This window comes from Mongoliibacter ruber, from assembly GCF_003003005.1.
In the GTDB taxonomy this organism is placed as follows: Bacteria; Bacteroidota; Bacteroidia; order Cytophagales; family Cyclobacteriaceae; genus Mongoliibacter; species Mongoliibacter ruber.
The window spans coordinates 594,206-615,912 of the sequence record NZ_PVTR01000001.1; the positions used below are offsets into that span (position 1 = coordinate 594,206).

A 21,707-nucleotide genomic window follows, 5' to 3' on the forward strand; every position below is an offset into this window, starting at 1 on the left:
CTAACATGAAAATTTGGATAGACTTTATCAATACACCACAGGTAAATTTTTTTGAGCCTTTAATTGAAGACCTTAGCCAAGAGGGCCATTCTTTTATATTGACCTGTAGAGATTCCTCAAATACTGTCTCCATGCTCAAAAGTAAAGGCTGGGATTATACGATCATAGGAGAAAAGGTTTATACCAATTTACTGTCAAAACTGTTGGGTTTTCCCAGACGTGTCTTAAAGTTAAGGAGTTTTTTAAAAGACAAAAATGTAGATGTAGCTATAGGACAAAGCTCCTTTTACCTTCCCATAACAGCTAAATCACTTGGTATAAAATCAATTTATACCAATGACAATGAACATGCCATGGGAAATATCCCCAGTTTCATTTTTGCAGACAAGATATTACTGCCCGAAAATTTGTCCCTAGAAAAAGCTAGAAAACAAGGAGCAAGAAAAAGCAAGATAATTCAATATCCTGGGATAAAGGAGGGAATATACTTGTGGAAAAAAGGGCTGAAGATTATAGAAAAAAGAAAGCAGAATGTTCCAGATACCATTTATATAAGACCTGAACCTAATACAGCCCAGTATTACACTGGGAATTCAAATTTTTTGGACACCTTAATTCTAGACCTCAAAAAAGACTACCATATAATCATATTAGTTAGAGACAAAAATCAATTTGAACATTACTCAGACAAGAGGTTTTTGGGAGTTGAGGTTCCAAAAAACACCATAAGTTTTGATAAAATTGCCGAAAAATGCCTACTGTTTATCGGTGCAGGTGGCTCAATGACTAGAGAGATGGCTATGATAGGGGTGCCGACTATTTCTGTATATCAAGGCGGACTATTAGATGTTGATCAATACTTAATTGACAATGATTTGATGGTATTCGACCCCGAACTCACTATCAATAAAGTTGGTGAATTTTTAACCACTTTAAATACCAAATCCTCAGAGGGATCCAACCTTCTAGACAAGGGAGAAAAAGCATTTTTTTTATTAAGAAATACTTTATTTTGTATTTAAAAATACTTATTTTTAATTGAAATAATATTAAAAATATGAAAGCAGTAATTCTAGCAGGAGGTTTTGGAACCAGAATAAGTGAAGAAAGTGGTATTAGGCCTAAACCTATGGTTGAAATTGGCGGAAAACCCATTCTTTGGCACATCATGAAAATATACTCTAGGCATGGAATCAATGATTTCATTATTTGCTGTGGATACAAAGGTCATCTGATAAAAGAGTATTTTTCAAATTATTTTCTCTACATGTCTGACATTACTTTTGATTTAGAAAAAAATCAAATGCATGTACATTGCAAAAAATCAGAGCCCTGGAAGGTAACCTTAGTAGATACAGGGGAAAATGTGATGACAGGAGGTAGACTCAAAAAGGTAGCCCAATACCTTGACAACGAGGCATTTTGTTTGACTTATGGAGATGGTGTGTCTGATGTAGATATCTCCAAATTAATTGAATTCCATAAAAGCAATAATTCCCTTACAACACTCACAGCTGTTCAACAACCTGGGAGATTTGGAGCATTTACCTTGGCAGATGGAGATACCAGTATCAACCAATTTAGAGAAAAACCAGTTGGTGATGGAAATAGTAATGCTTGGATCAATGGTGGATTTTTTGTGGTCGAACCAGAAGTTCTGAATTTAATCGATGGAGATCAAACTATATGGGAAAGAGAACCTTTGGAAAAACTCTCGACGATGGGAAAGTTGTCTGCATACAAACATTTTGGCTTTTGGCAACCAATGGATACCTTAAGAGATAAAAATCACTTAGAAGAATTATGGAGCAAAGGTTTGGCAACATGGAAAGTCTGGTGAATTAAAAAATTACTGTTCATACAGTTCTTTGATTTTTCTAAAAACTTTCCAATTGATCAGTTGGATATTATTTTCAAAAATGTATTTGTAAGTCTTTGAAGAAGTAAAAAACTTAAGGTCTTCTTCCCTCCATTGAGATCCCCAATGCTTTGTATCAGAGGTGATTTTTTTCATTTCTAAGTCATCATAGGAAGTGTGAATCAATAAAACATTGAACCCGGGCTTTACCTCATTCAAGATGTCAATATAAAGTTGTTCCATCCCTTTTTTATCATACTCTTGTTCATCTGCAATGTACAATTGATCAATTATTCCTATGTATTTTAAATCAAGTTGGTCTAAATATCCAGCTGATTTGATTTGTTCAAAACTTGTTTTGGGAAGCATTGCAAGTATTTCATAATCCTGAGCTACTTTAAGATATGTAAATAGGAGTTCAGCAGAACCTCTAAATAGACAGGTCATATGCGCATCTAAATGGGTTGGAACTAAGCCTTTTTCCAGAACATATTCGATTTGAGCCCTGAGTTCTATTTCTATTTCGTCCAATTCAGCATTTTCAAGGAAAATTTTGCAATTAGGATACATATAACCTTCATCATCCAGCAAACTTGAAATTAGGTTTGGGTCTGCCACACCTCCCCATCTGTAGTTTTCCCATTCATTGGTAACTGTAAGGTGAATTCCAATATCCAAGTCATCATTTTCTCGCCATAATTCAATTGCTTCGTCTCTTTTTGGACAAGGCACCATCAAACTTGCGGAAGTAACCAAACCTTCTCTCATAGCCAAAATGGTAGCCGAATTGTGAGAGCTTGATAAACCAAGGTCGTCAGAGTGGATAATAAGAAACTTTTCTGTCGTAAAGAATTTGCTGATAGAAAACACTAATATGAGTGCCACTACTGACACTCCTATGATTGTAAGTTTATTTGTCTTCATTAATTTTTGGGGTGAATTAATTTCGGAAGATTTGTTACTATAGTTTTATTTGTTCTTTCATCAATCGGTCTATCATTCTGTTCTGTGGCAAAATCACATCATTATAGGTGATAACACTATCTTTTTTTATGGGGTTTTTTAGCTCACAATCTTGAGATAGTCCCATGGGTAGTAGATCTGAAGATACTGTAATATAATGATTTTCACATAAACCATATGCGTTAAATCCACCTATACCATCAAGCTTTTCGCCTGGCATTAAATCTTTTTTTGCAACAGTGATTACATCTACATAGGGTTTGTCTTTAGGGACTATTACGGGGTCATCCAAATCAATAAGTCTGACTATAGCACTCGCAATATCAAAAAAGAGCAAATGAAAAGGAACATAAAAACTATATAATGGCCCCTTTCCCAATTTTCCGTAGTCTAAATATTTTTTTGAAAATGGATCATCAGTAGTGGCGTATACAAATACACCAGGAGAAGGCTTGGCACCAATGATAAACTCTACAATCCCACCTTTTTCTCTTAATTCCGATACATCATATAAATGAGTGAGATTGTCTACGTGCTCCTTGGATTCATATGCATACATTCCTCTTTTTGCAACTGACATACCTGTAGCATTGGCAATACAGGACTGTTCGAACGCTACCTTGGTACCATCTGCAAAGTTGGTGGCCATCTCTGGTGCCATGCCCCAAGATTCCGCAAACCCCTTCTGGGTTGCAGGAGTCCTATAATAATCGAGCATCCCTTTTATATTACCGCATACCAAAGGTTCGAAACCCATCGCCTTGACATACCTGTAAAGGTTCATGGTGACTCCCGGCTGATCTCCATCACCTAATGAATATTTGACTCCAGCTGTTTTTGCCTTATTCAAAAGAATTGGACCTAATGTTGAATCTAACTCTGCATTAAAAGACAAAACATGTTTACCATGCTCAAATGCTTTCAAAATAGCTTCAGCTCCAAAGGAAATTGCACCTGTAGCCTCTACCACGATCTCTATTTTCCCTATATTGAAAAATACTTCAAGATCATTGGTGATCACTGTTTTGCCTCTTTCTACTGCTTCATCGGCTTCGGAAATTTTATTCGTATGTAAAAAATCCGGTATATTGAGTTCATTGAATACTTTCAAAGCCCTTTCTGGAGTCCTGTTGTATACCGCACCAATGACCATTCCTTTGGTATATTTACACACTTGATTGATCATTCCTTTAGCCATTTCACCTGCCCCTATAATACCTACTACTATGGGTCGGTTTTCCAAATGTCTTTTTGAGAGCAAACTATCTGTAACTATCATATTTCTTTGGGATTGAGGTTCTTTTTATTGTTTTCAAAACGGTGAATTGAAATTTTCAAAATCAGGCATTTCCTGATCTTTATGGGATATTATTAAATCAAGATCAGGCCAAACTATGCCACATGAATCCCAATGGATGCCGCGGTCACATTCTGGTGAGTACACAGTGGTGGATCTATTTAAAAAAATTGAATCATCTTCAAGACTTACAAATCCATGTGCCAAGCCCTCCGGTACGTACAATAAACTGGGCGTCTTACCATCAAGTTCGGTACAAAAGTGCTTACCAAAAGTTGGAGAATTTTTTCTTAAATCCACTACAACATCAAAAATCTTCCCGGAAACACAGGTAACGCATTTTGCATGTTGCATAGGCGGAATTTGAAAATGAAGTCCTCTTAGTACTCCTTTTGAAGAAACTGAAAAATACTCCTCACGAAATTGGACATCCAGCCCCATTTCCTGAAACATCAATTCATGGTAAATTTTGGTGAGACTTCCCCTATTATCTGTAAAAGACCTAGGTGTGATTAAATAGCACCCTTTGATTATCGTTTCTTCAATTTTCATTATAGATAGTATCTAAAATCATAAAGCTTCTTTTCTTTAATTCTATCTTTCTCTTCTTTAAATTCTTTCCACCCAGTCAATAGCACCAATACGTCAACCTCGTCTATCAATTTTTCCAAAGAATCTGAATACTTAATAGGTAATTGAGGATAAAACCTTTGAAACTCTGGCATTGCAATAGGGTCATATGCGGATATATTGTGTATTCCTTCACTTATTAATCCATCAATTATGTCTTTGGAAGGTGTGATTCTTACGTCATCTGATTCAGGTTTAAACGAAAGACCTAAAACTCCTATTTTTACACCTAATGGCTGTTCTTCCACTATTTTGTTTACCAAAAAGCTTTTTACTTTTTGGTTGATTTGAATGTTAGCTTTTAAAATAGGAGGCGAAAAACCATTTTTTTCCGAAATACTTACTAAAGCTGCTGTATCTTTTGGCAAACAATATCCTCCGTAACCACAGCCTGGGTAAACGTAACCTTTCATACTTGCAGGTTGGCCATACCATCTCTTATCCTCATGCAGCACTTTAAATGCTTTCTGAATGTCGATTTCTCCAATAGCTTCAGCTATCATCGACATTTCATTGGAATAACTGATCATTGTCGACAAAAGGGTATTTGAAAGATATTTGATATACTCAGCTGTATTGTAACTGACAAAATGAATCGGAGCCTCAAATGGTTGGTAGATCTGATTGAGGATCTCTTTTGAGGCTTCATTTTCAACACCTATCACTATTCTGTCAGGAGTTATAAAATCTTCCCAACAGTACCCCTCTCTTAGAAATTCGGGATTTGACGCAAAACCCACTTTCCGTCCTTCTTTTTCTGCAATAAAACTATTTACAAAAGGTATCACCTCCGTAGTAACTGTAGATGGCGGAACCGTGGATTTGGTGATGATTACCTGAAATTTACCAGTATTAATTGATAAAACCTGCTCTATTGCACTGAACAAAAACCCTAAATCAGCACTCCCATCTTCCTTTTCGGGGGTTCCTACACATAAAAAAACAGCATCACTTTCTTGAATCGCCAATTCAAAATCAGCTTCCAAAAAAAAGGTCTTGTGATTGGTTTCCTCTAAAATTTCTTTCAAATAAGGTTCGTGAAATGGGATTTTATGGTTTTTGAGGTCTTCCATTCTTTTTTGATTGACATCAAAACCATATGTTTTAAATCCCTTTTTTGCGAAACCAAGGCCCGTAGTCAGTCCAACAAAACCAAGCCCTAATACAGAAATAATCATAGTTTACCTTTATTGATTTTAAGAAACATTAAAAATCTATTTACACCTTCCTTTACAGAAATTTCAGGACGGTAATCCAGTATTTCTTTTGCCTTATCTATCTTTGGGCATCTTCGGTTTGGATTATCTGTCAAGTACTCATTATCATGAGAAGTCTGAAAAACCGCCTTGCCTTCGTAGCCATATATTTTCTTGGCGGCATCTGTAAAGAGATATGCAAAATCCTTTACCGAAATTTCGGGAGTATCTATTCCTATATTAAAAACATCGAACCTATCATGGCACAATACCTTCAAATATCCCGTAATGGCATCGCTTATGTAGCAAAATGTCCTAGTAGGCTTACCATCAGAGAACATAACTAAATCCCTTCCTTCATGTACACATTTAGCAAAATCAGCAGGTAGTCTCTTATCATTTATATTCATCCCCGGGCCATAATTGTTAAATGGCCTAGCAATGCTTATTGGCATTTTATATTTCTCATTGAAGGTATAGCAAAGGGTTTCTCCAAAGCGCTTTGCTTCATCATAGCAAGCTCTGGGACCCATTGTGGCTACATTTCCACGATAGCTTTCTGGTGTTGGGATAAATTCAGCAAAAGGATCACCATAGATTTCACTGCTTGAAAAAAACAAAAACCCCTTAATCTTTTTTTGGCAATAAAAGTCCAAGAGCCTTCTCAGCCCTGTAATATTGGCATCTATTGTCTCGAGTGGATATAATCTATAAAATGTAGGAGAAGCAATGGAAGCGCCATGAATTATAAAATCGGCCTCTTCAATTCCTGATATTTGCTTGGGATCATCATGGATGACATCAAAAGTGTGAAGAGAGATTTTAGGATTTTGACTAGCAAGACGGTCAAGCCAGTCTTTGGTACCCGTAAGAAAATTATCTAAGCCTATTATTCTTTTTATCTTCAATTCATCTGCATATTTATTGAAAAACTGCATGAAGTAATACCCCAAAAAACCGCCACAACCGGTAATCAAAACAGTGCTTTCTCTAAATTTTGATTTTTCGAGAGCATTCAATTTGTCGAAAATATACTTTAAATCTTCCTTAAGAATTAAGTTTTGCTCAAAGTGTTGTTCCATAATAAAATCTATTTTATTGGTTATGAGAATGGTGGATTTCAAGGAAATAGTAAATCCCTAACAGTAGAAAAATCTGCTTTTCTTTTGGGAAATCATGTTGATGGAGGTTGATCAGTTTATTGACTTCGTTTAAATCGAAATATTCTGCAAAACAAGATTCTGGGTTCAACAAAATGCTTTTGATCAGGTCTGGGTTGTCTCTAAACCAAATATTAGTAGGAGACCTGAAATCCCTTTTCTTCCTGTTGATGATTTTTTCAGGTAGAATTTTATGTGCATATGCTTTATGAATGATTTTTGTTTTGCCAAGGCTGAGCCGTTTGCTATAATCCAGAGATTCAATAAATTCCACAAGTTCTAAATCCAAAATCGGCACCCTACACTCCAATGCGAAATTCATCGTAATCTTATCCGTGTAGTTCAAAAGATCATCCGAAAGGTTCATTCTAGTATCCAAAGCCATCATACGTTCTACAGGATGTCTTTTTGACTCGCATTCAAGAGCCTTGTATAAGTAAGAAAATGGAGTGGCGAAATTGATATTTTTAACGCCGATGAGTCTTTCAATTTCCTTGTCGTTAAATACTTGGTAATTGGTCAAAAATCTCTGGATTTCATTTTCCATACCCATTGTCGCAATTCCTCTACTGAGTTTATCACTTTTAAAATTGAATGATCCTAGTATCGATTTGCCTAGACGCTGAAAAGGTTTTGGGATTATGTCCAAGATCAATTCTGATTGATATCTCGGATATCCACCAAGAGGCTCATCCGCACCTTGACCTGTCAGGACTACCTTGACATGCTCAGAAGCCAACTCAGAGAGAAAATACATGGGTATCATTGAACTAGTGGCCAAAGGCTCTTCTACAATCTCAATGCACTTTTTGAAGATCTGAAGGAAATCGGCAAAAGTAATTTTTCGGTAAAAATGCTCCAAACCTAAAATCTGAGCAGTTTCAGCTGCATCTCCTATTTCATCCTCACTATGATCTCCATCAAAACCAATGGTGAAAGCCTTCAAGGGTTCTTTAGAATGCTGTTGGGCAATAGCTGCTACCATCGCTGAATCAATCCCACCACTCAACAATATCCCCACCGGAACATCCGATAGCAATTGCCTTTGAACAGCATTTTCGAACTTGATTTGATATTCCTTTATACTTGCATCTAAGGACAATGCATTTGTTTTGGGTAATGTTTTGGCAAAATATCTCTCCTCAACAGACAAAGCCTCTTTGGAAAGATCAAACTCTAAAAGATGACCAGGTTTTAATTTTTTGATGTTTTTGAACAAGGTATCAGGTGAAGGATTATACCTCAATTTCAACAACTGAGCCAATGCGTCGGAATCTATTTGTACTTCGCTAAGCTTGGATTTAATGGGTCTGATTTCAGATGAAAAAATAATAGAATTCTTTTCTTTGTTAAGATGATAATACAGCGGTTTGATGCCCAACGGATCCCTGTAAAGGGATAATTTGCTTTTTTTCAAATCCAAAAAGGCTACAGCAAAAATCCCATTTAAATCCTTGATCGCCATAAATCCATTTTCAATCAAATGATAAAGGATAGTTTCAGTATCTGAATGCCCTCTAAAGTTGTATTTGCCAAGGTTTTCCTTTAGCTCCAAATGATTGTAAATCTCTCCATTGAAAATGATCATGTAATTTCCGCATTGAGATTTCATCGGCTGATGCCCAGCGGGTGAAAGATCCTGAATGGAAAGTCTTCTTTGAGCTAAAATTACCTGATGCTGAGCGACCTCAATTTTTTCTAAACCAAAATCATCAGGACCCCTGTGACTGATCAGATCAAGTTCCTCTAAACCAAATTCAAGGTTTATACTTCCTAAAATTCCACACATAAGTATATAATTATTGGAGGATTAAAAATTATAATTTCCCCAAATCCTATTTGCAATGTAACGATTACTAAATATATTTTTAGCCATAAACTTTTCTCTTACAGCCCCTCTATGTTCTTTTTCACTCTCAATAGACTTTACAAGCAAGCCGGCAAGCTCAAAGGCATCATGATTTTTTGACAAAAAACAAGATGGAATCCCTTCAATCATTTCGCCAACATTACCCACATCAACTGAAACGACAGGTAAACCACAGGATAAAGCCTCTTTAACCACTTGAGGAGAGCCTTCTGATATAGATGTCATCAGCAGGCAATCCGCTTGGGAAAGCATTGTTCTGACTTCTTCTCTAGTCATATTGTGAACTGAAGATTTTTCAACTTTATAACCATGATTTTCCTCCAAAACTTTAATTGTATCATTATACAACCCGTAGTTTTTCTCCGACCTACTTGGATCACTAGGAAACACAATTTTCACTTTTTCGCTTTCCTGATATTCATTGATTAAATCTGGCTTGAAAAAATCGGTATCTACACCACAGGTCAGGATTTCAATGTTATTATTGATTTGCTTACCTACTTCAAGCATTTGTGAGTTTTGGACATAAATTTTGTCTACCCTCCTTGCCACAGCTTTACTCAACCATACCTGCAACCTATTGTCACCATGATCCAAAAAATCACATCCGTGTAGGGTCAGATACACAGGTACTGTTGGTTTATAAAAAAGAAGAAATAAACCTGAAATACCATAATGTACGTGAATTACATCCGGTTTAAAAGACCTGATCAACTTAGGGACTTGAAGTATGCTCTTTATATATTCAAACTTTGACTTATGAAGGCCATTGATAAGGTGAACTTTATAATCAAATTCATATCCTTTCTTAAGTTCTAGTATTTGTTCCTTAATGAATATACCGAAATATGGTTTTTTATCAATCGGGTACATATTGGTGATAAAAAGAATTTTCTTCATCGGTATGGTGTATTTAAATTGAATTCAGGTATTCTTTCAAATTATGATTGACTATTTGATCCCAAGAATATATTTGACTTTCAGTTTTGATTTTCTCGCTGTCATACTTGCTATAACTCTCATATAAATTCAAAAATCCAACACCCGCCTCTTCGGCACTGTCTTGAATTAGAATACCATTTTTTTCATTTACCAATTCCCTATTGGCATTGGTATTTGTAGCCAAAACCGGTAAGCCTGAAATCAAATATTCAATTGTTTTTGTAGGAGGTTGGTCAGTGTAATATGGAGTGATTGGGACATAAGAGACTCCTGCTTTGCTTTGTTGAAAATACTTATGTAATTGATCATAAGGCACATAACCATGAGCAATTATTTGTTCACTTAATCCTTCGGCTTTTGCAAATTCTTGAATTTCTTCCTTTTCATTACCATAGCCTACTCCTACAAGAACTAGCCTTACTAAATCATAATGAGTTGATTTCGAAATGGATGATAAGAAAAGTTTAAACCCAATCACCATTTCCATTATGTTTCTGTTTGACAAAGTGCCTACATACAAAAAATCAAAAAAACCATTTTCAACTTTTTTCTCAACAAAAGATTCACTTCCTAAGGGCAAAACGTGAAAGTTTCGAATACCGAGTTTTTTACCGGTCATTTCATTCAAAACACTCACGTTTTTAAATAACTTTGATTCCACGCTTAATAGAGAATCATAAAGCCTGTTTTTTTTGGTTTCGGAAAGTACAGATACCGTTTTTATGTCAAGATTGATTTTTCGAAAGGGATTTAGGATTCTTATCAAAGAACAACCGAAAAAATAAACCAAGAATACAAAATCAAAATCACCTGTCCTGATTGTGCCACTTATTCTAGAGATTAAGGTAAAAAACCTTAATACTTTAGGCCCTTTTTTTTGCAAGTAGATAACCTCGACAGACTTGTGCCCTGCCTTCTCCCTCCCTTCATCCCAGCATATGTAAGTCACTTCAAATTCACCGCTCAAATAAGTCGCATACTTATATGGACTGATATGATAACCAAACTGGTCTTTGTCTACGATAAGTATTTTTTTCATTAAAATTTATCGTATTTGATAAAACATCTCAAAAACAATTTCAATAGAGATCCACCAAATGACTTTTCAAATTCCCCTCTGTTTTTTAAATAAAAAGCAAAAGTCTTTAATCCTATTTGAGAGGATTTTTTACACAAAAAATAAAACATATTTCCCAGTACTTTATCTAGGGCTTTATCATCGAGTATTTTATAAATAATATTTTGGTTTTTGATATAAACTAACCAATTAAAGGCTTCAGCTACATCCTCAATATTGTCGTAGAGGTTTTCAGAACTAAGATAATCATGCTTTCTAAAATTCTCTTCAGATAGAGGTAAATGAAGCTTTTCAAACCATTTGGTATATACTTTTTTGTGAAATTGAAACTTCATCTCTTTTAAATCATCAAACCGCTTCATTATGCTTGTTTCAGAAGCTCTATAGAAATAAAGCTTCTTTGGAATATTTGCTATTGGAAAATGAAAACAAGCATCAACATAAAAATTATAATCTTCAGAGATGGCCAATTCAGTATCAAAGCTTAACCCGGCCTTTGTAATCATATCCATTCTAAACATAGAGGTAGCATTCAGAACAGATGGCTTAAAAATCAAACCTGATTTAACCATTTCCGGGTCCAGAAAAGTTGTCGATAATCTGGGTTTTCCTTCATTGAAGCGCTCTAGCCATGTCCCACAAATTCCAATCTTGGGATTATTTTTAAGAAAATTGATCTGAATTCTGAACCGGTCTTTATCTATCAAATCATCACAATCCATCCAAGCCAAAAAATCTCCTTTAGCTAACTTTAGTCCTAAGTTTCGAGTGTAAGCAATTCCCCTGTTTTGTTTGTTATCGATTAACTGGATTCTATCATCATTTATCTGATTGATTACTTCCACAGATGAATCAGTAGAACCGTCATTAATTATCAACAACTCAAAGTTTTTAAAAGATTGATTCAAAACACTTAAAATAGCCTCTCTTAAATACTTTTCCCCATTGTAAACGGGCATAACTACTGATAAATCTATTTTCATTTCAAGTTGTGGGGTCAAATTGTTTTTTGTCCTTACTCTTAATTTTTATTAATATTTTCTTCACTAGTTCAACTCTTTTTTGATCATCAATGCCTTTTTGATAAAGGTAAAGTGCCAAGATGGTTGCTATTATGTAATGATAATGATATACAGAATACCAGGTGACACTGGTGAAGAGTATATACCAAATGTAGTATTTGGCATATGCAAAAGACTTGGGAATTCTAATGGTAAAACTCTTGATCCAAATAATCACAAACCCCACAACGGCGATTATTCCGAACATAGCGTAAACTGCAATTATCCCGACATCCGATAGATAATAGCCCCTTTCATCAGCTAACCTTTCATTGAACTTACCTACAGCTGATATACCCCAGTATGGGGCTCCGCTTCCAAAGACTTTGCTAAGGTCATTTGGAGCATAATCTTTCAAGAAATATTCAGCTGCCAAGACACGGATATATTCTTTTCCTAACTCTGCATCTCTTTCACCTGCCTCAATCAAACCTTTAACACTGTTAATTTCCATCTTTATAATTATGGTACCGGAGATGAGAAATATTGCGAGTAACAAAACTTTGTAAATAGGTTTAACATTTATGACCAAATGATATAAGTATACCAGTGAAATACCAACAATAAACTGCCTAGTGACCTGCATTACAGGTATGACTAGGCCTAAGCATAAAATAAGGAGCCATAACCACCGCAAAGTCTTGGTAGTCGTAATTTTAGTCAAAGCAATAAAAACCGCTAAAATAAAGATCCCGGCACCAGGAAAAATTATTCTTATTACTCCACGATCTTCGGTCCATTCATCACCATATAAGGGACGGCCAAATAAAACCACCCCCTGATTAAAATACTGAAAAAAGTAGAGAGCTGCATACAACAACCCAAAACCTATGACTATTTTTTCAATTGTCTTTACTTTAAAGTTATGGCCAATCAAGAAAAAATAAAAAGGCCACATCAGATACTGTGTAGTTTCCATTATACTATGAAAAAAACTTTGATTCCATGCAAAATAGGCCATTAGGATAGAAAAAAGAATTGAAAAAAACACCATATAAATGGGTATATCAAATGTTGTTCTTCTATTGGAAAACCAAAATGGAACTGAAAGAAACACGGTTATCCAAATGGATAAAATAAAGACATAATTTGATAGCGATGGACTTATAAAGGTCGCATCAAAAAACTTCAAGCTGATTAATATGAAAGCGATTATGTAAATTAAATAAAGGTTCTTTTTCATTTAATCATTTTGAGAATGTGTTTTTTACCAACAGTCATAAAAACCACGAAAACAACAATAGGTATGGAAATTAAAATCTTCAATGCTAAACCAAATCCTGATACCACAAAATAAGATACCACAAATAAAGAAATAGCCAATGCCCACATCAACAACTTCTTTTCAATGACCACATTCACTGCTTTCCTGAAAACATACCAAATGTAAAATTGATAGAGACCAAAGGTTATCAAGTACGCTACAGAAAGACCAAGAGCACCATAATAGCTCCCATAAAAAATGATAGGTGTTGAGACTATAGAGTTGATTAACCCTAGCTGAAATATCTTTTTCTCATTGTTGGTGGCTCCCAAGATTGTTCCGATCATACTATCAATAGAGCTTAACAAAAGAAACCAAATCTGTATCTGACAGACAATCACTGCTGGCAAATATGACGGTGAGAACAAGAAGGATAAAATCTCATGGGCAAACATCGTAAAAAGAAATGCCATCAAAATCCCTAATAGCATGTAGTATTTGAAACCTACGTTTATGACTTTGAAGAACTTACTTTTTTCAGAAACCCACATTGCAGAAAGATTGGGAAAAATAGCAATCAACCCAATGTCAAGTACCATAGAAATAGGTCCTGTAAATTTTTCGGAAAGATTATAAAACCCAACTTCATCAATACTTGAATTTATATCTAAAAAATTGTTCGCAAATTTTCTATATGGCAGCATCACCAAAGTCAAGGCAAAATAAGGCCAACTCTCCTGCAACAAGTTATATGATGATGTAAAAAAGTTATCAACCTTGCCCGTGAGCATTTTGTAGTGTTTCAGACTGAAATAATATGTAGCATTTTTTAAAAGATTGACAGCAAGGAAAAAAATCATCAATGTAGGAACAGTCATAAAACTCTCCGGCATAATAAAAACTACCACAAACCATAGCACACCATATACCAGATTGATGACTGAAGTGGGAAGCATTCTTTGGTATCCAATAAAAACAATTTCGTACAGTTTACCCAAACAAGTAATAAGAGCAAAAGCAAACACATAAAACAATTCTACTTGAGTAAGCTCTCCAAGCATAAAGTTGTACAAAACATAAATACCGCTTACTACAACCAAGGCCAAGCCCCTAATATAGATACCATTGATTACCAAGTCATTGGTTTTGTCGGGATCTCTTGAAATAGCGCGTACAACTATAGTTTGGATACCTAAATCAGCTATGGTAACCAAAAGTGCCCCTTGAGCTATTATAAAAGTGTATAATCCATAATCATCCGGATGAAGAACTCTCGTGATTTTTAATACTGTGATTAAACTTAAAATTTGAGAAATTGCAGTCCCTAAGGTCAAATAGGAAAAATTCTTAAATACTTTGCTGCTGATTATTTTTTTAATCATTTGCGAATTTTCTATCACGTAAACTAGCTAAAATTTCCACCCTTAGTTGATCTGAAATTCCAGGGATTATTTTTCTAGCGCTTAATTTTTCCGAATCCAACAAGATGGGTAAATCTGAAAGATCCAAATTGGCGGGACTGTTACCATTTCGAAACTCCCAATCGATATAATTGAGATGATCATTGATCACCTGATCTTTAAATGGGGAGTTTAATATTACGGTTTGAAATAATGCCTCTTCAGGACAATGTGAGTATTTAAAACATTTTAAAAATTCAGGATGTGTATCAAGATAATTTAAGCAATAACTTACACAATCATGCGTCAAAGAAAACCAACATGATCCTCCAAAAAGGTTAGGTATTCTTTTTTTAATATCTCTATTTATACCAATCAGTTTTTGCGCAGTTTTTATTTTATTAATAGTGAAATTACCAATTTTGGTCTTCGCATTAAATGTATCATAGAGGTTATATAAGTTAAACCTATTTAGACCTCCCAAGTACCATTTATCAGTTTCCAGTGGAAAATGTTCGATGAATTGATAGCCTCTATTCTTTTCAAAAAAATCGACAAACTCATTTTTGGTTTTAATTGGCAAATTAGATTCACTCGTTGAATGGATATAATCAAAGCCGCCATAATCAACTGCCTTTTTACATAGAAGTAAAATGGCCTTTAAAAAATTAAAACCTCCCCAGTTAACTTTGTATTCAGAGCCAATAAACACAATGTTTGAATTGGATTTTTTAACCATTTCAATTCTCTCATTGCTTATTTTACTTTTACTGTCAATGTGAATAAAAAAGTAAAATCTGTGATCATAGATTTCGAAGAAGTCATTTACCCTTTCCAAATTGTTGTGCACCAAAATTAAAATAGCATGTTTTCCCATTATCTAAATAATTTGCTTTTATGTATAAAAAAAGGGCTGCTAAAAAAATAAAGCAGCCCTGATAATTATTTCACAATTAGATTGACAAACTCCGAAAATTTACTGTCTCCATTTTCAAAAATTCCTTTTACTCTTATTCTATATTGGCCATTGCCAGGAGGAGACCAATTAAGTTCAAAAGGAGCTTGTGTTTTTGTTCCAATTAAATTAGTCCCATAATAATATTCAACTTTCGAAATTGGAGAATTAGCATTACTCAAGTTTGCCTTAATATTTATAGTTGAATTTTCTTCAAAAACAGCATCATTCACCGGTTCCGTGATACTGACATTACTTTCATTTTTCTGAGTGGAGATTCTTACAGAGCCACCTACATTCGGGTTCGATTCTATAAAGACTTTATTAGAAGAAGAACTATTATTGCCAGGTAAATTGATACTTACATCATCTAGATAGAAAGAACTATTATTAGGAATTGTCTTGTCAGCATAGGCATTAATACTAAAATGATTGGCATCAACTTCAGGCCTTAAAGTATTTCTCAAACCTGTATCAATCACCAATTGATCATCCTGCCAAAGAATTATCCTACCAGACTCATCTCTCCTTTGCATGATCAATAATTGAACTTTCACCCATCTTCCGGTTGGTAGATCCATACCAGGTTTAGCAGCCCAGGAAACGTTTGTGCTCCCTCCCCAGAACCTCTGAAGATCACCTAAAGTCAAAAAGTTGGCTCCGCCTTTTCCTGCACCCCCTCTTACTCCGAGACCTACTACATAGTGTGGATTATTAATTTGATCTGGACCTGTACCAGGTCCACCTGCAGCATACTTCACACCTTTTGTTTGGACAAGATTGAACCAAGCATTATTGGGATCCAAATCTATTCTGTGAGGCAAATACAAATGAAAAGTATAAATGAGGTCATCATTATTACCTATTTCTTTCCAGCGGTAAATCCTGGTACCATGTGAATCTCCCGATGTAGTATTTATAGACAGTTTGAGAGAATGATTCCCTGTTTTGGCTTGTTCTGTTGATACTACAGTCCTTCCTGTACCAGTATTATAAATACCACCTCCACCATCACTCGTCCATTCATTACTACTGCCATTAAGGTGATTTGCTGACCATAATAATTGACCTAATTGATTGGTAGGAACACCTTGGGCGAGTACACCAAGACTATTGAAAAACGTAAATCCTATAATAATAAAAAACACAACTGAACTTCTTAGATCAAAATTTTCAAATTTTGACCTAAGTTTTAAATTATTTATTGGTTTTAATCTCATACAATAGTTTATAAATATGTTATGAAACCAAAAATACCACATTATTAAACTTATTCATAGTCAATATATTAGCTCAACTGATGCTTTTACCGCTTCTATATTTTTAGAGAATATAAAGTGTATTTGACTAAAAAAATTAAGTATTACACACTATTTTTTCTTTCAAATTATTTTCAAAAAAAAACAGCTTCGCCACTTCAGTCACAGGTTATTAATGACTTCAAGTGGAAATTGCCTATAGAAAATAGATAATTAGATTGTAAGGTGTCGCAAACATAATAAATTTATAATACATTTTTATTTATTTGAAATGTTTTTTATTGTATTTATAAGTTAAATTAAAATATCAATTTATCACAACTAAAATTTGCCTGATAGACTGTTTTTCAACGATAATTAAATTTTACGTCGGTATTGAACAGTAAAAGAAAAATATTTGGGTTTGCAACTAACTTATATTTAAACTTAGCTAATTCATCCTCAGATTATATTATGTATACTGATTATTCTTTTTATTATAAATTAAATAGGTAAAATATAATAAAAATATCCACGAGATTATATTTTCAAATAGTTTTTAATGCTTTTTAAATATACTTATTTGCATTATAAATAATTTTGATTCATATTTATGTAAACAAACAACCAAAAAACCAGCTCCGCTTGTGAAAAGTAAAAATTAGAGAATTATGTTTAAGTCAATCGTCAACCCACTACTCTTAATTGCTGTTTATTCAATACTTTTTTTTGCTTGCATTGCAAGTGAAGAAGATGATCCCAATAAGCCCATATCAAAAGATATTAAAGCCTGGGAGAATTTAGAAAATTTTAAGTTTGAAATCTTCAATGCCAAAGAAACCTCAAACGGATGGGTGGTAATTGGAAGAAATGGTTTTTACACAACCAAAGATTTTATTGATGTCAGCAACCTTAATCAATTTGGCAATTATCAGACAAGAGAAGGCAGATATAGAATACCAATTTTCGAAAGTTTCTTTATTACTAGGTCTGAATCTGAATTATTTATTCATTCTCATTCAAATAATAACAGTATTGAACCTACTAAAATTGAACCCAGTATGTATGATCCTAATTTTGTCAATTTTGAGGATATACCCTTTTGGCAAGGTGATATGTTAGGGATCAATGACAACGGGACTATGATGTTCTCATACAGAACCTCTCAAAATAATATTGCTGATAATAATCCTAGATTTTTACTTTTAAACACTTCTATAACAGGGGGTAAAGTGGAAGTAAAAGAAAGCAAAATTATAGACCATGAATTCTTATCCTGGTTTGAAAACAATTACTCAATTGAAAGTTTTCAGGATTTTTTCCATGTTCAAATCAGCTCGCTAACTTTCAGAATAAAAAACAATGGAGAAGTTAAGAAGTACCTTGACCTTCCCTCAAAATCAGTAATTAAGGACAATCAGATTTTAACTTTTGCTACTAGCATGAGGACAGGTGAATTGGTTGTGTATGCTTCTAGCATTGGTGCTGATACACCCACAAAAATCGGTCAAAAGGAAGTATCTATAAAGTATTTAAATGCTGAGTACACTGTTGTTGGTGATAGAATTTTTGGTTTTAAAAATGATGAAATTTTTGAAATCAAATTGAATTCTGGCTTTGAAATCGTAACACTTGATAATACTAATCTACGAGGCAATACCGTCACTTCTCTTAAAGCCACTGACGATGATAAAATTCTAATCACCACTTTATGTGATAGAACAAAAACTCATTGCGGGATTTTCGTGACCGACTTGGATAATATCAAATAAATAAAAAGAGTCAAGCCAAAATTTGGCTTGACTCTTTTCTATTAAACCCTCTTTTATTTATCGCCTCTTAATGAATCTTTTGTTGGCAATTTTTCTATTCTTATGAAAGAGGTTCAACATGTAAGCTCCGTTTTTCAAATGATTGACATCTAGTGTACTTACTTTACCATTTTGAACAAATGTATACACGTCGTGTACCACCCCATTCATCGCAACGATCTGAACAGTAAATTCATAACTTTCATCACTGTCAAGGTTTTCAAATATCAAGTTTAAGAAATCACTCGTTGGGTTTGGCCCTACTTTTATCTCAAGTAAAATATCTGGAATATCAATATTGTACTCCGATCTAGGCAACACCCTCACATTTATTTCTTCTGAATAGTACACTTGACTTTTTGCATTTTTTGATTTCCCTCTAGCAACAAATTTATGTTCTCCTACAGGTAGTTCATCCAGTTTCAACATATATGGTTCTTCATCCAGCTGCCCTATCAGTTCGTCATTCATGTATATGTCAACAAGGTCGACATGCTTGGATACATCATTGGTTTCAACATTCAATTCCAAAGAAGCACCTTCAACAATTTCTGATTTTGAAGCTTTTATTCTTATACTTCCATTATTTCGCGGAATTACTGAAATCCTTACTGGGATAGATAGTTCAGAAGTACCGTCTTTGAATACCAATCGTGCAACAAGGCTATATTGTCCTTGACTTACATTCGCCCATACAAAACTATATGGGTCTTGAGTGGTTTCTCCAATCTTTTGATTTCCTCTGAAGTATTCTACTTTTTCGACCTCATTTGAAATCATAGGAAGCGATACTCTAATCAAGATATCTGATCCAGCTATAAAAACTGCATCTCGAATAGGATCAACAATCCTAAAGTTTGTTTGAGGCTGAACAATTTTAATCATTTGAGCTTCAGAAATGCTCCTTTTCTCATTGTCAAAACCATAGGCAACGGCTACCAATTCGATTTCACCCGTCATGGAAGCAATCCAATTAAAGTTGAATGGATCCTGATTTGATACCCCAATTAACTGTCCGTTCGCAAAGTATTCTACTTTTTCTACCAGCGAAGCATCGCCATCCAACATGATTATTAAAGGAATTTCAGTTCCACTTTCAAATTCTTGTCCAAAGCCAGGAGAAATTATGATTACTTCCGGTATCTCTGACTCACCATCCTCTGAATCAGGTTCTTCTTCATTGTTTATTATGACTACGGAAACAGGTGCTGAAGTACTACTCGCTCCTCTATCATCAAATGCCTTTGCTGTAAAACTGTAAGGTCCCCTTATTGCTTCAGTCCAGATAATTGAATATGGCTCTTCATTGGATACACCAATCAACTTATCGTTTGCGTAAAATTCAACATAATCTATCGAACCATCTGAATCAAATGCTTCTGCTGAAATTTCAATAGGTGTACCAAGTATAATTTCTTCTCCTTCATTTGGGGAAAGAATCCGGACTTCTGGAGCAACATTATTCTCTACTCTAATCCTTAAAACTTCACTACTGGCGATTTGACCTTCGATATCAGTAACGGTCGCTCTGATATTGAGATTACCCATATTCATCGCTCTCCATGAAAGACTGAAGTTACCCTCTTCACTAGCCCCAATTAAAATATTGTTTCTAAAGTACTCTACCTTTTCAATCTCTGAATCACTTTCAATTTCAACTTCAAAGTTAACCATTGCATTTCTTGCAAACACTTCATTTTGTGAAGGAGATGTTATCTTGATGGATAAAGGCTTAACTAATTGATTTTCAACAACTGTTACAATCACAGCAGCAGAAGTAGTTTCACCTCCTCTATCATCTGTGGCAACAGCTGTCAATTCAAAGTTTCCAGCTTCTGTAGCATTCCAGTTTGCGGTGAAAGGAGCATCTGACGAAGTTCCGATCAGGCTTCCGTTCACATAGAAGTCAACTTTAGTGATAGATCCGTCAGCGTCTGTGGCATCTGCGGTGATTGTTACTGATTCACCGATAGCGTATTCAGAACCGTTTGCAGGTGAAGTGATGGAAACTTCAGGAAGGATATTGTCAGCGATAACTGTTACAGTCACTGCAGCAGAAGTAGTTTTTCCGTTTCTGTCATCTGTGGCAACAGCCGTCAATTCAAAGTTTCCAGCTTCTATAGCATTCCAGTTTATAGTATAAGGTGCGGTATTGTCTGAACCGATCAAGCTTCCGTTGACATAGAAGTCAACTTTAGTGATAGCTCCGTCAGCGTCTGTAGCATCTGCGGTGATAGTCACAGCTTCTCCAATGGCGTATTCTGTACCTGCCGCTGGTGAAGTAATAGAAACTTCAGGAAGAACATTGTCAGCAATTACTGTTACAGTCACTGCAGCTGAAGTAGTTTCTCCGTTTCTGTCATCTGTGGCAACAGCTGTCAATTCAAAGTTTCCAGATCCTGTAGCATTCCAGTTTGCGGTGAAAGGGGCTGTATTGTCAGATCCGATCAGGCTACCGTTGACATAGAAGTCAACTTTAGTGATAGCTCCGTCAGCGTCTGTGGCATCTGCGGTGATTGTTACTGATTCACCGATAGCGTATTCTGTACCATTTGCAGGTGAAGTGATGGAAACTTCAGGAAGTATGTTGTCAGCGATCACTGTTACAGTCACAGCAGCAGAAGTAGTTTTTCCGTTTCTGTCATCTGTGGCAACAGCTGTCAATTCAAAGTTTCCTGCTTCTGTAGCATTCCAGTTTGCGGTGAAAGGTGCGGTATTGTCAGATCTGATCAGGCCTCCATTGACATAGAAGTCAACTTTAGTGATAGTTCCGTCAGCGTCTGTGGCATCTGCGATGATAGTCACAGCTTCTCCGATGGCGTATTCTGTACCTGCCGCTGGTGAAGTAATAGAAACTTCAGGAAGAACATTGTCAGCAATTACTGTTACAGTCACTGCAGCTGAAGTAGTTTTTCCGTTTCTGTCATCTGTGGCAACAGCTGTAAACTCAAAGCTTCCAGCTTCAGCAGCATTCCAGTTTGCCGTGAAAGGTGCTGAATTGTCAGATCCGATCAGGCTACCGTTGACATAGAAGTCAACTTTAG

Annotated in this window: 17 protein-coding genes; 3 read left to right on the plus strand and 14 right to left on the minus strand. The window is 35.2% G+C overall.

The genetic code is table 11. From position 1 onward, the window contains the following. Positions 1 to 5: 5 nt before the first annotated feature. Positions 6 to 1,022 (plus strand): DUF354 domain-containing protein, encoded by a 1,017-nt coding sequence (locus CLW00_RS02705; RefSeq protein ID WP_106132074.1) that lies wholly within the window; start codon positions 6 to 8, stop codon positions 1,020 to 1,022. A 35-nt stretch (positions 1,023 to 1,057) separates the two neighbouring features. Beyond that, positions 1,058 to 1,840 (plus strand): glucose-1-phosphate cytidylyltransferase, encoded by a 783-nt coding sequence (gene rfbF / locus CLW00_RS02710; protein ID WP_106132075.1) that lies wholly within the window; start codon positions 1,058 to 1,060, stop codon positions 1,838 to 1,840. Between the two features lie 9 nt (positions 1,841 to 1,849). Here rfbF and CLW00_RS02715 read toward each other — a convergent pair whose 3' ends face one another. The 13 genes from CLW00_RS02715 to CLW00_RS02775 form a co-directional block, all read right to left on the minus strand. Beyond that, positions 1,850 to 2,782 (minus strand): polysaccharide deacetylase family protein, encoded by a 933-nt coding sequence (locus CLW00_RS02715; protein ID WP_106132076.1) that lies wholly within the window; start codon positions 2,780 to 2,782, stop codon positions 1,850 to 1,852. Between the two features lie 37 nt (positions 2,783 to 2,819). Then, complete coding sequence (locus CLW00_RS02720) at positions 2,820 to 4,100, minus strand: NAD(P)H-dependent oxidoreductase (protein ID WP_106132077.1); 1,281 nt, start codon at positions 4,098 to 4,100, stop codon at positions 2,820 to 2,822. Between the two features lie 33 nt (positions 4,101 to 4,133). Beyond that, positions 4,134 to 4,670: a dTDP-4-dehydrorhamnose 3,5-epimerase gene (gene rfbC, locus CLW00_RS02725; RefSeq protein WP_106132078.1), complete on the minus strand. Its 537-nt coding sequence runs from the start codon at positions 4,668 to 4,670 to the stop codon at positions 4,134 to 4,136. Then, the gene (locus CLW00_RS02730) at positions 4,670 to 5,926 is read right to left on the minus strand and encodes a UDP-glucose dehydrogenase family protein (RefSeq protein ID WP_106132079.1); all 1,257 of its coding nucleotides are present in this window, start codon (positions 5,924 to 5,926) and stop codon (positions 4,670 to 4,672) included. Before CLW00_RS02730 ends, rfbC begins: the two co-directional genes overlap by 1 nt. Continuing rightward, positions 5,923 to 7,026 (minus strand): NAD-dependent epimerase/dehydratase family protein, encoded by a 1,104-nt coding sequence (locus CLW00_RS02735; protein ID WP_106132080.1) that lies wholly within the window; start codon positions 7,024 to 7,026, stop codon positions 5,923 to 5,925. Before CLW00_RS02735 ends, CLW00_RS02730 begins: the two co-directional genes overlap by 4 nt. A gap of 13 nt (positions 7,027 to 7,039) precedes the next feature. After that, positions 7,040 to 8,893 carry an asparagine synthase (glutamine-hydrolyzing) gene (gene asnB, locus CLW00_RS02740; RefSeq protein ID WP_106132081.1) on the minus strand — a complete coding sequence of 618 codons (1,854 nt, stop codon included), beginning with the start codon at positions 8,891 to 8,893 and terminating at the stop codon, positions 7,040 to 7,042. A gap of 21 nt (positions 8,894 to 8,914) precedes the next feature. Further along, positions 8,915 to 9,874, minus strand: a complete 960-nt coding sequence (locus tag CLW00_RS02745; protein WP_106132082.1) for a glycosyltransferase family 4 protein — start codon at positions 9,872 to 9,874, stop codon at positions 8,915 to 8,917. A gap of 13 nt (positions 9,875 to 9,887) precedes the next feature. Continuing rightward, positions 9,888 to 10,955 (minus strand): glycosyltransferase family 4 protein, encoded by a 1,068-nt coding sequence (locus CLW00_RS02750; protein ID WP_106132083.1) that lies wholly within the window; start codon positions 10,953 to 10,955, stop codon positions 9,888 to 9,890. Next, positions 10,955 to 11,977: a glycosyltransferase family 2 protein gene (locus tag CLW00_RS02755; protein ID WP_211300137.1), complete on the minus strand. Its 1,023-nt coding sequence runs from the start codon at positions 11,975 to 11,977 to the stop codon at positions 10,955 to 10,957. The genes CLW00_RS02750 and CLW00_RS02755 overlap by 1 nt, the downstream gene beginning before the upstream one ends. Position 11,978: 1 nt before the next feature. Next, positions 11,979 to 12,509 carry a hypothetical protein gene (locus CLW00_RS21595; RefSeq protein ID WP_245917148.1) on the minus strand — a complete coding sequence of 177 codons (531 nt, stop codon included), beginning with the start codon at positions 12,507 to 12,509 and terminating at the stop codon, positions 11,979 to 11,981. Between the two features lie 725 nt (positions 12,510 to 13,234). After that, the gene (locus CLW00_RS02765) at positions 13,235 to 14,641 is read right to left on the minus strand and encodes an oligosaccharide flippase family protein (RefSeq protein WP_106132085.1); all 1,407 of its coding nucleotides are present in this window, start codon (positions 14,639 to 14,641) and stop codon (positions 13,235 to 13,237) included. Beyond that, entirely contained in the window at positions 14,634 to 15,536 is a 903-nt protein-coding gene (locus CLW00_RS02770; protein WP_106132086.1) for a beta-1,6-N-acetylglucosaminyltransferase, read from the minus strand. Before CLW00_RS02770 ends, CLW00_RS02765 begins: the two co-directional genes overlap by 8 nt. 65 nt (positions 15,537 to 15,601) lie before the next feature. Then, positions 15,602 to 16,762, minus strand: a complete 1,161-nt coding sequence (locus tag CLW00_RS02775) for an Ig-like domain-containing protein (protein ID WP_170073161.1) — start codon at positions 16,760 to 16,762, stop codon at positions 15,602 to 15,604. Between the two features lie 761 nt (positions 16,763 to 17,523). Here CLW00_RS02775 and CLW00_RS02780 point away from each other — a divergent pair. Then, a complete protein-coding gene (locus CLW00_RS02780; RefSeq protein ID WP_106132088.1) occupies positions 17,524 to 18,624 on the plus strand; it encodes a hypothetical protein in 1,101 nt (366 codons plus the stop codon). A gap of 57 nt (positions 18,625 to 18,681) precedes the next feature. Here the strand turns inward: CLW00_RS02780 and CLW00_RS02785 are convergent. Beyond that, positions 18,682 to 21,707 (minus strand): Ig-like domain-containing protein (locus tag CLW00_RS02785; protein WP_106132089.1); only part of this gene is annotated, 3,026 nt, incomplete at its 5' end.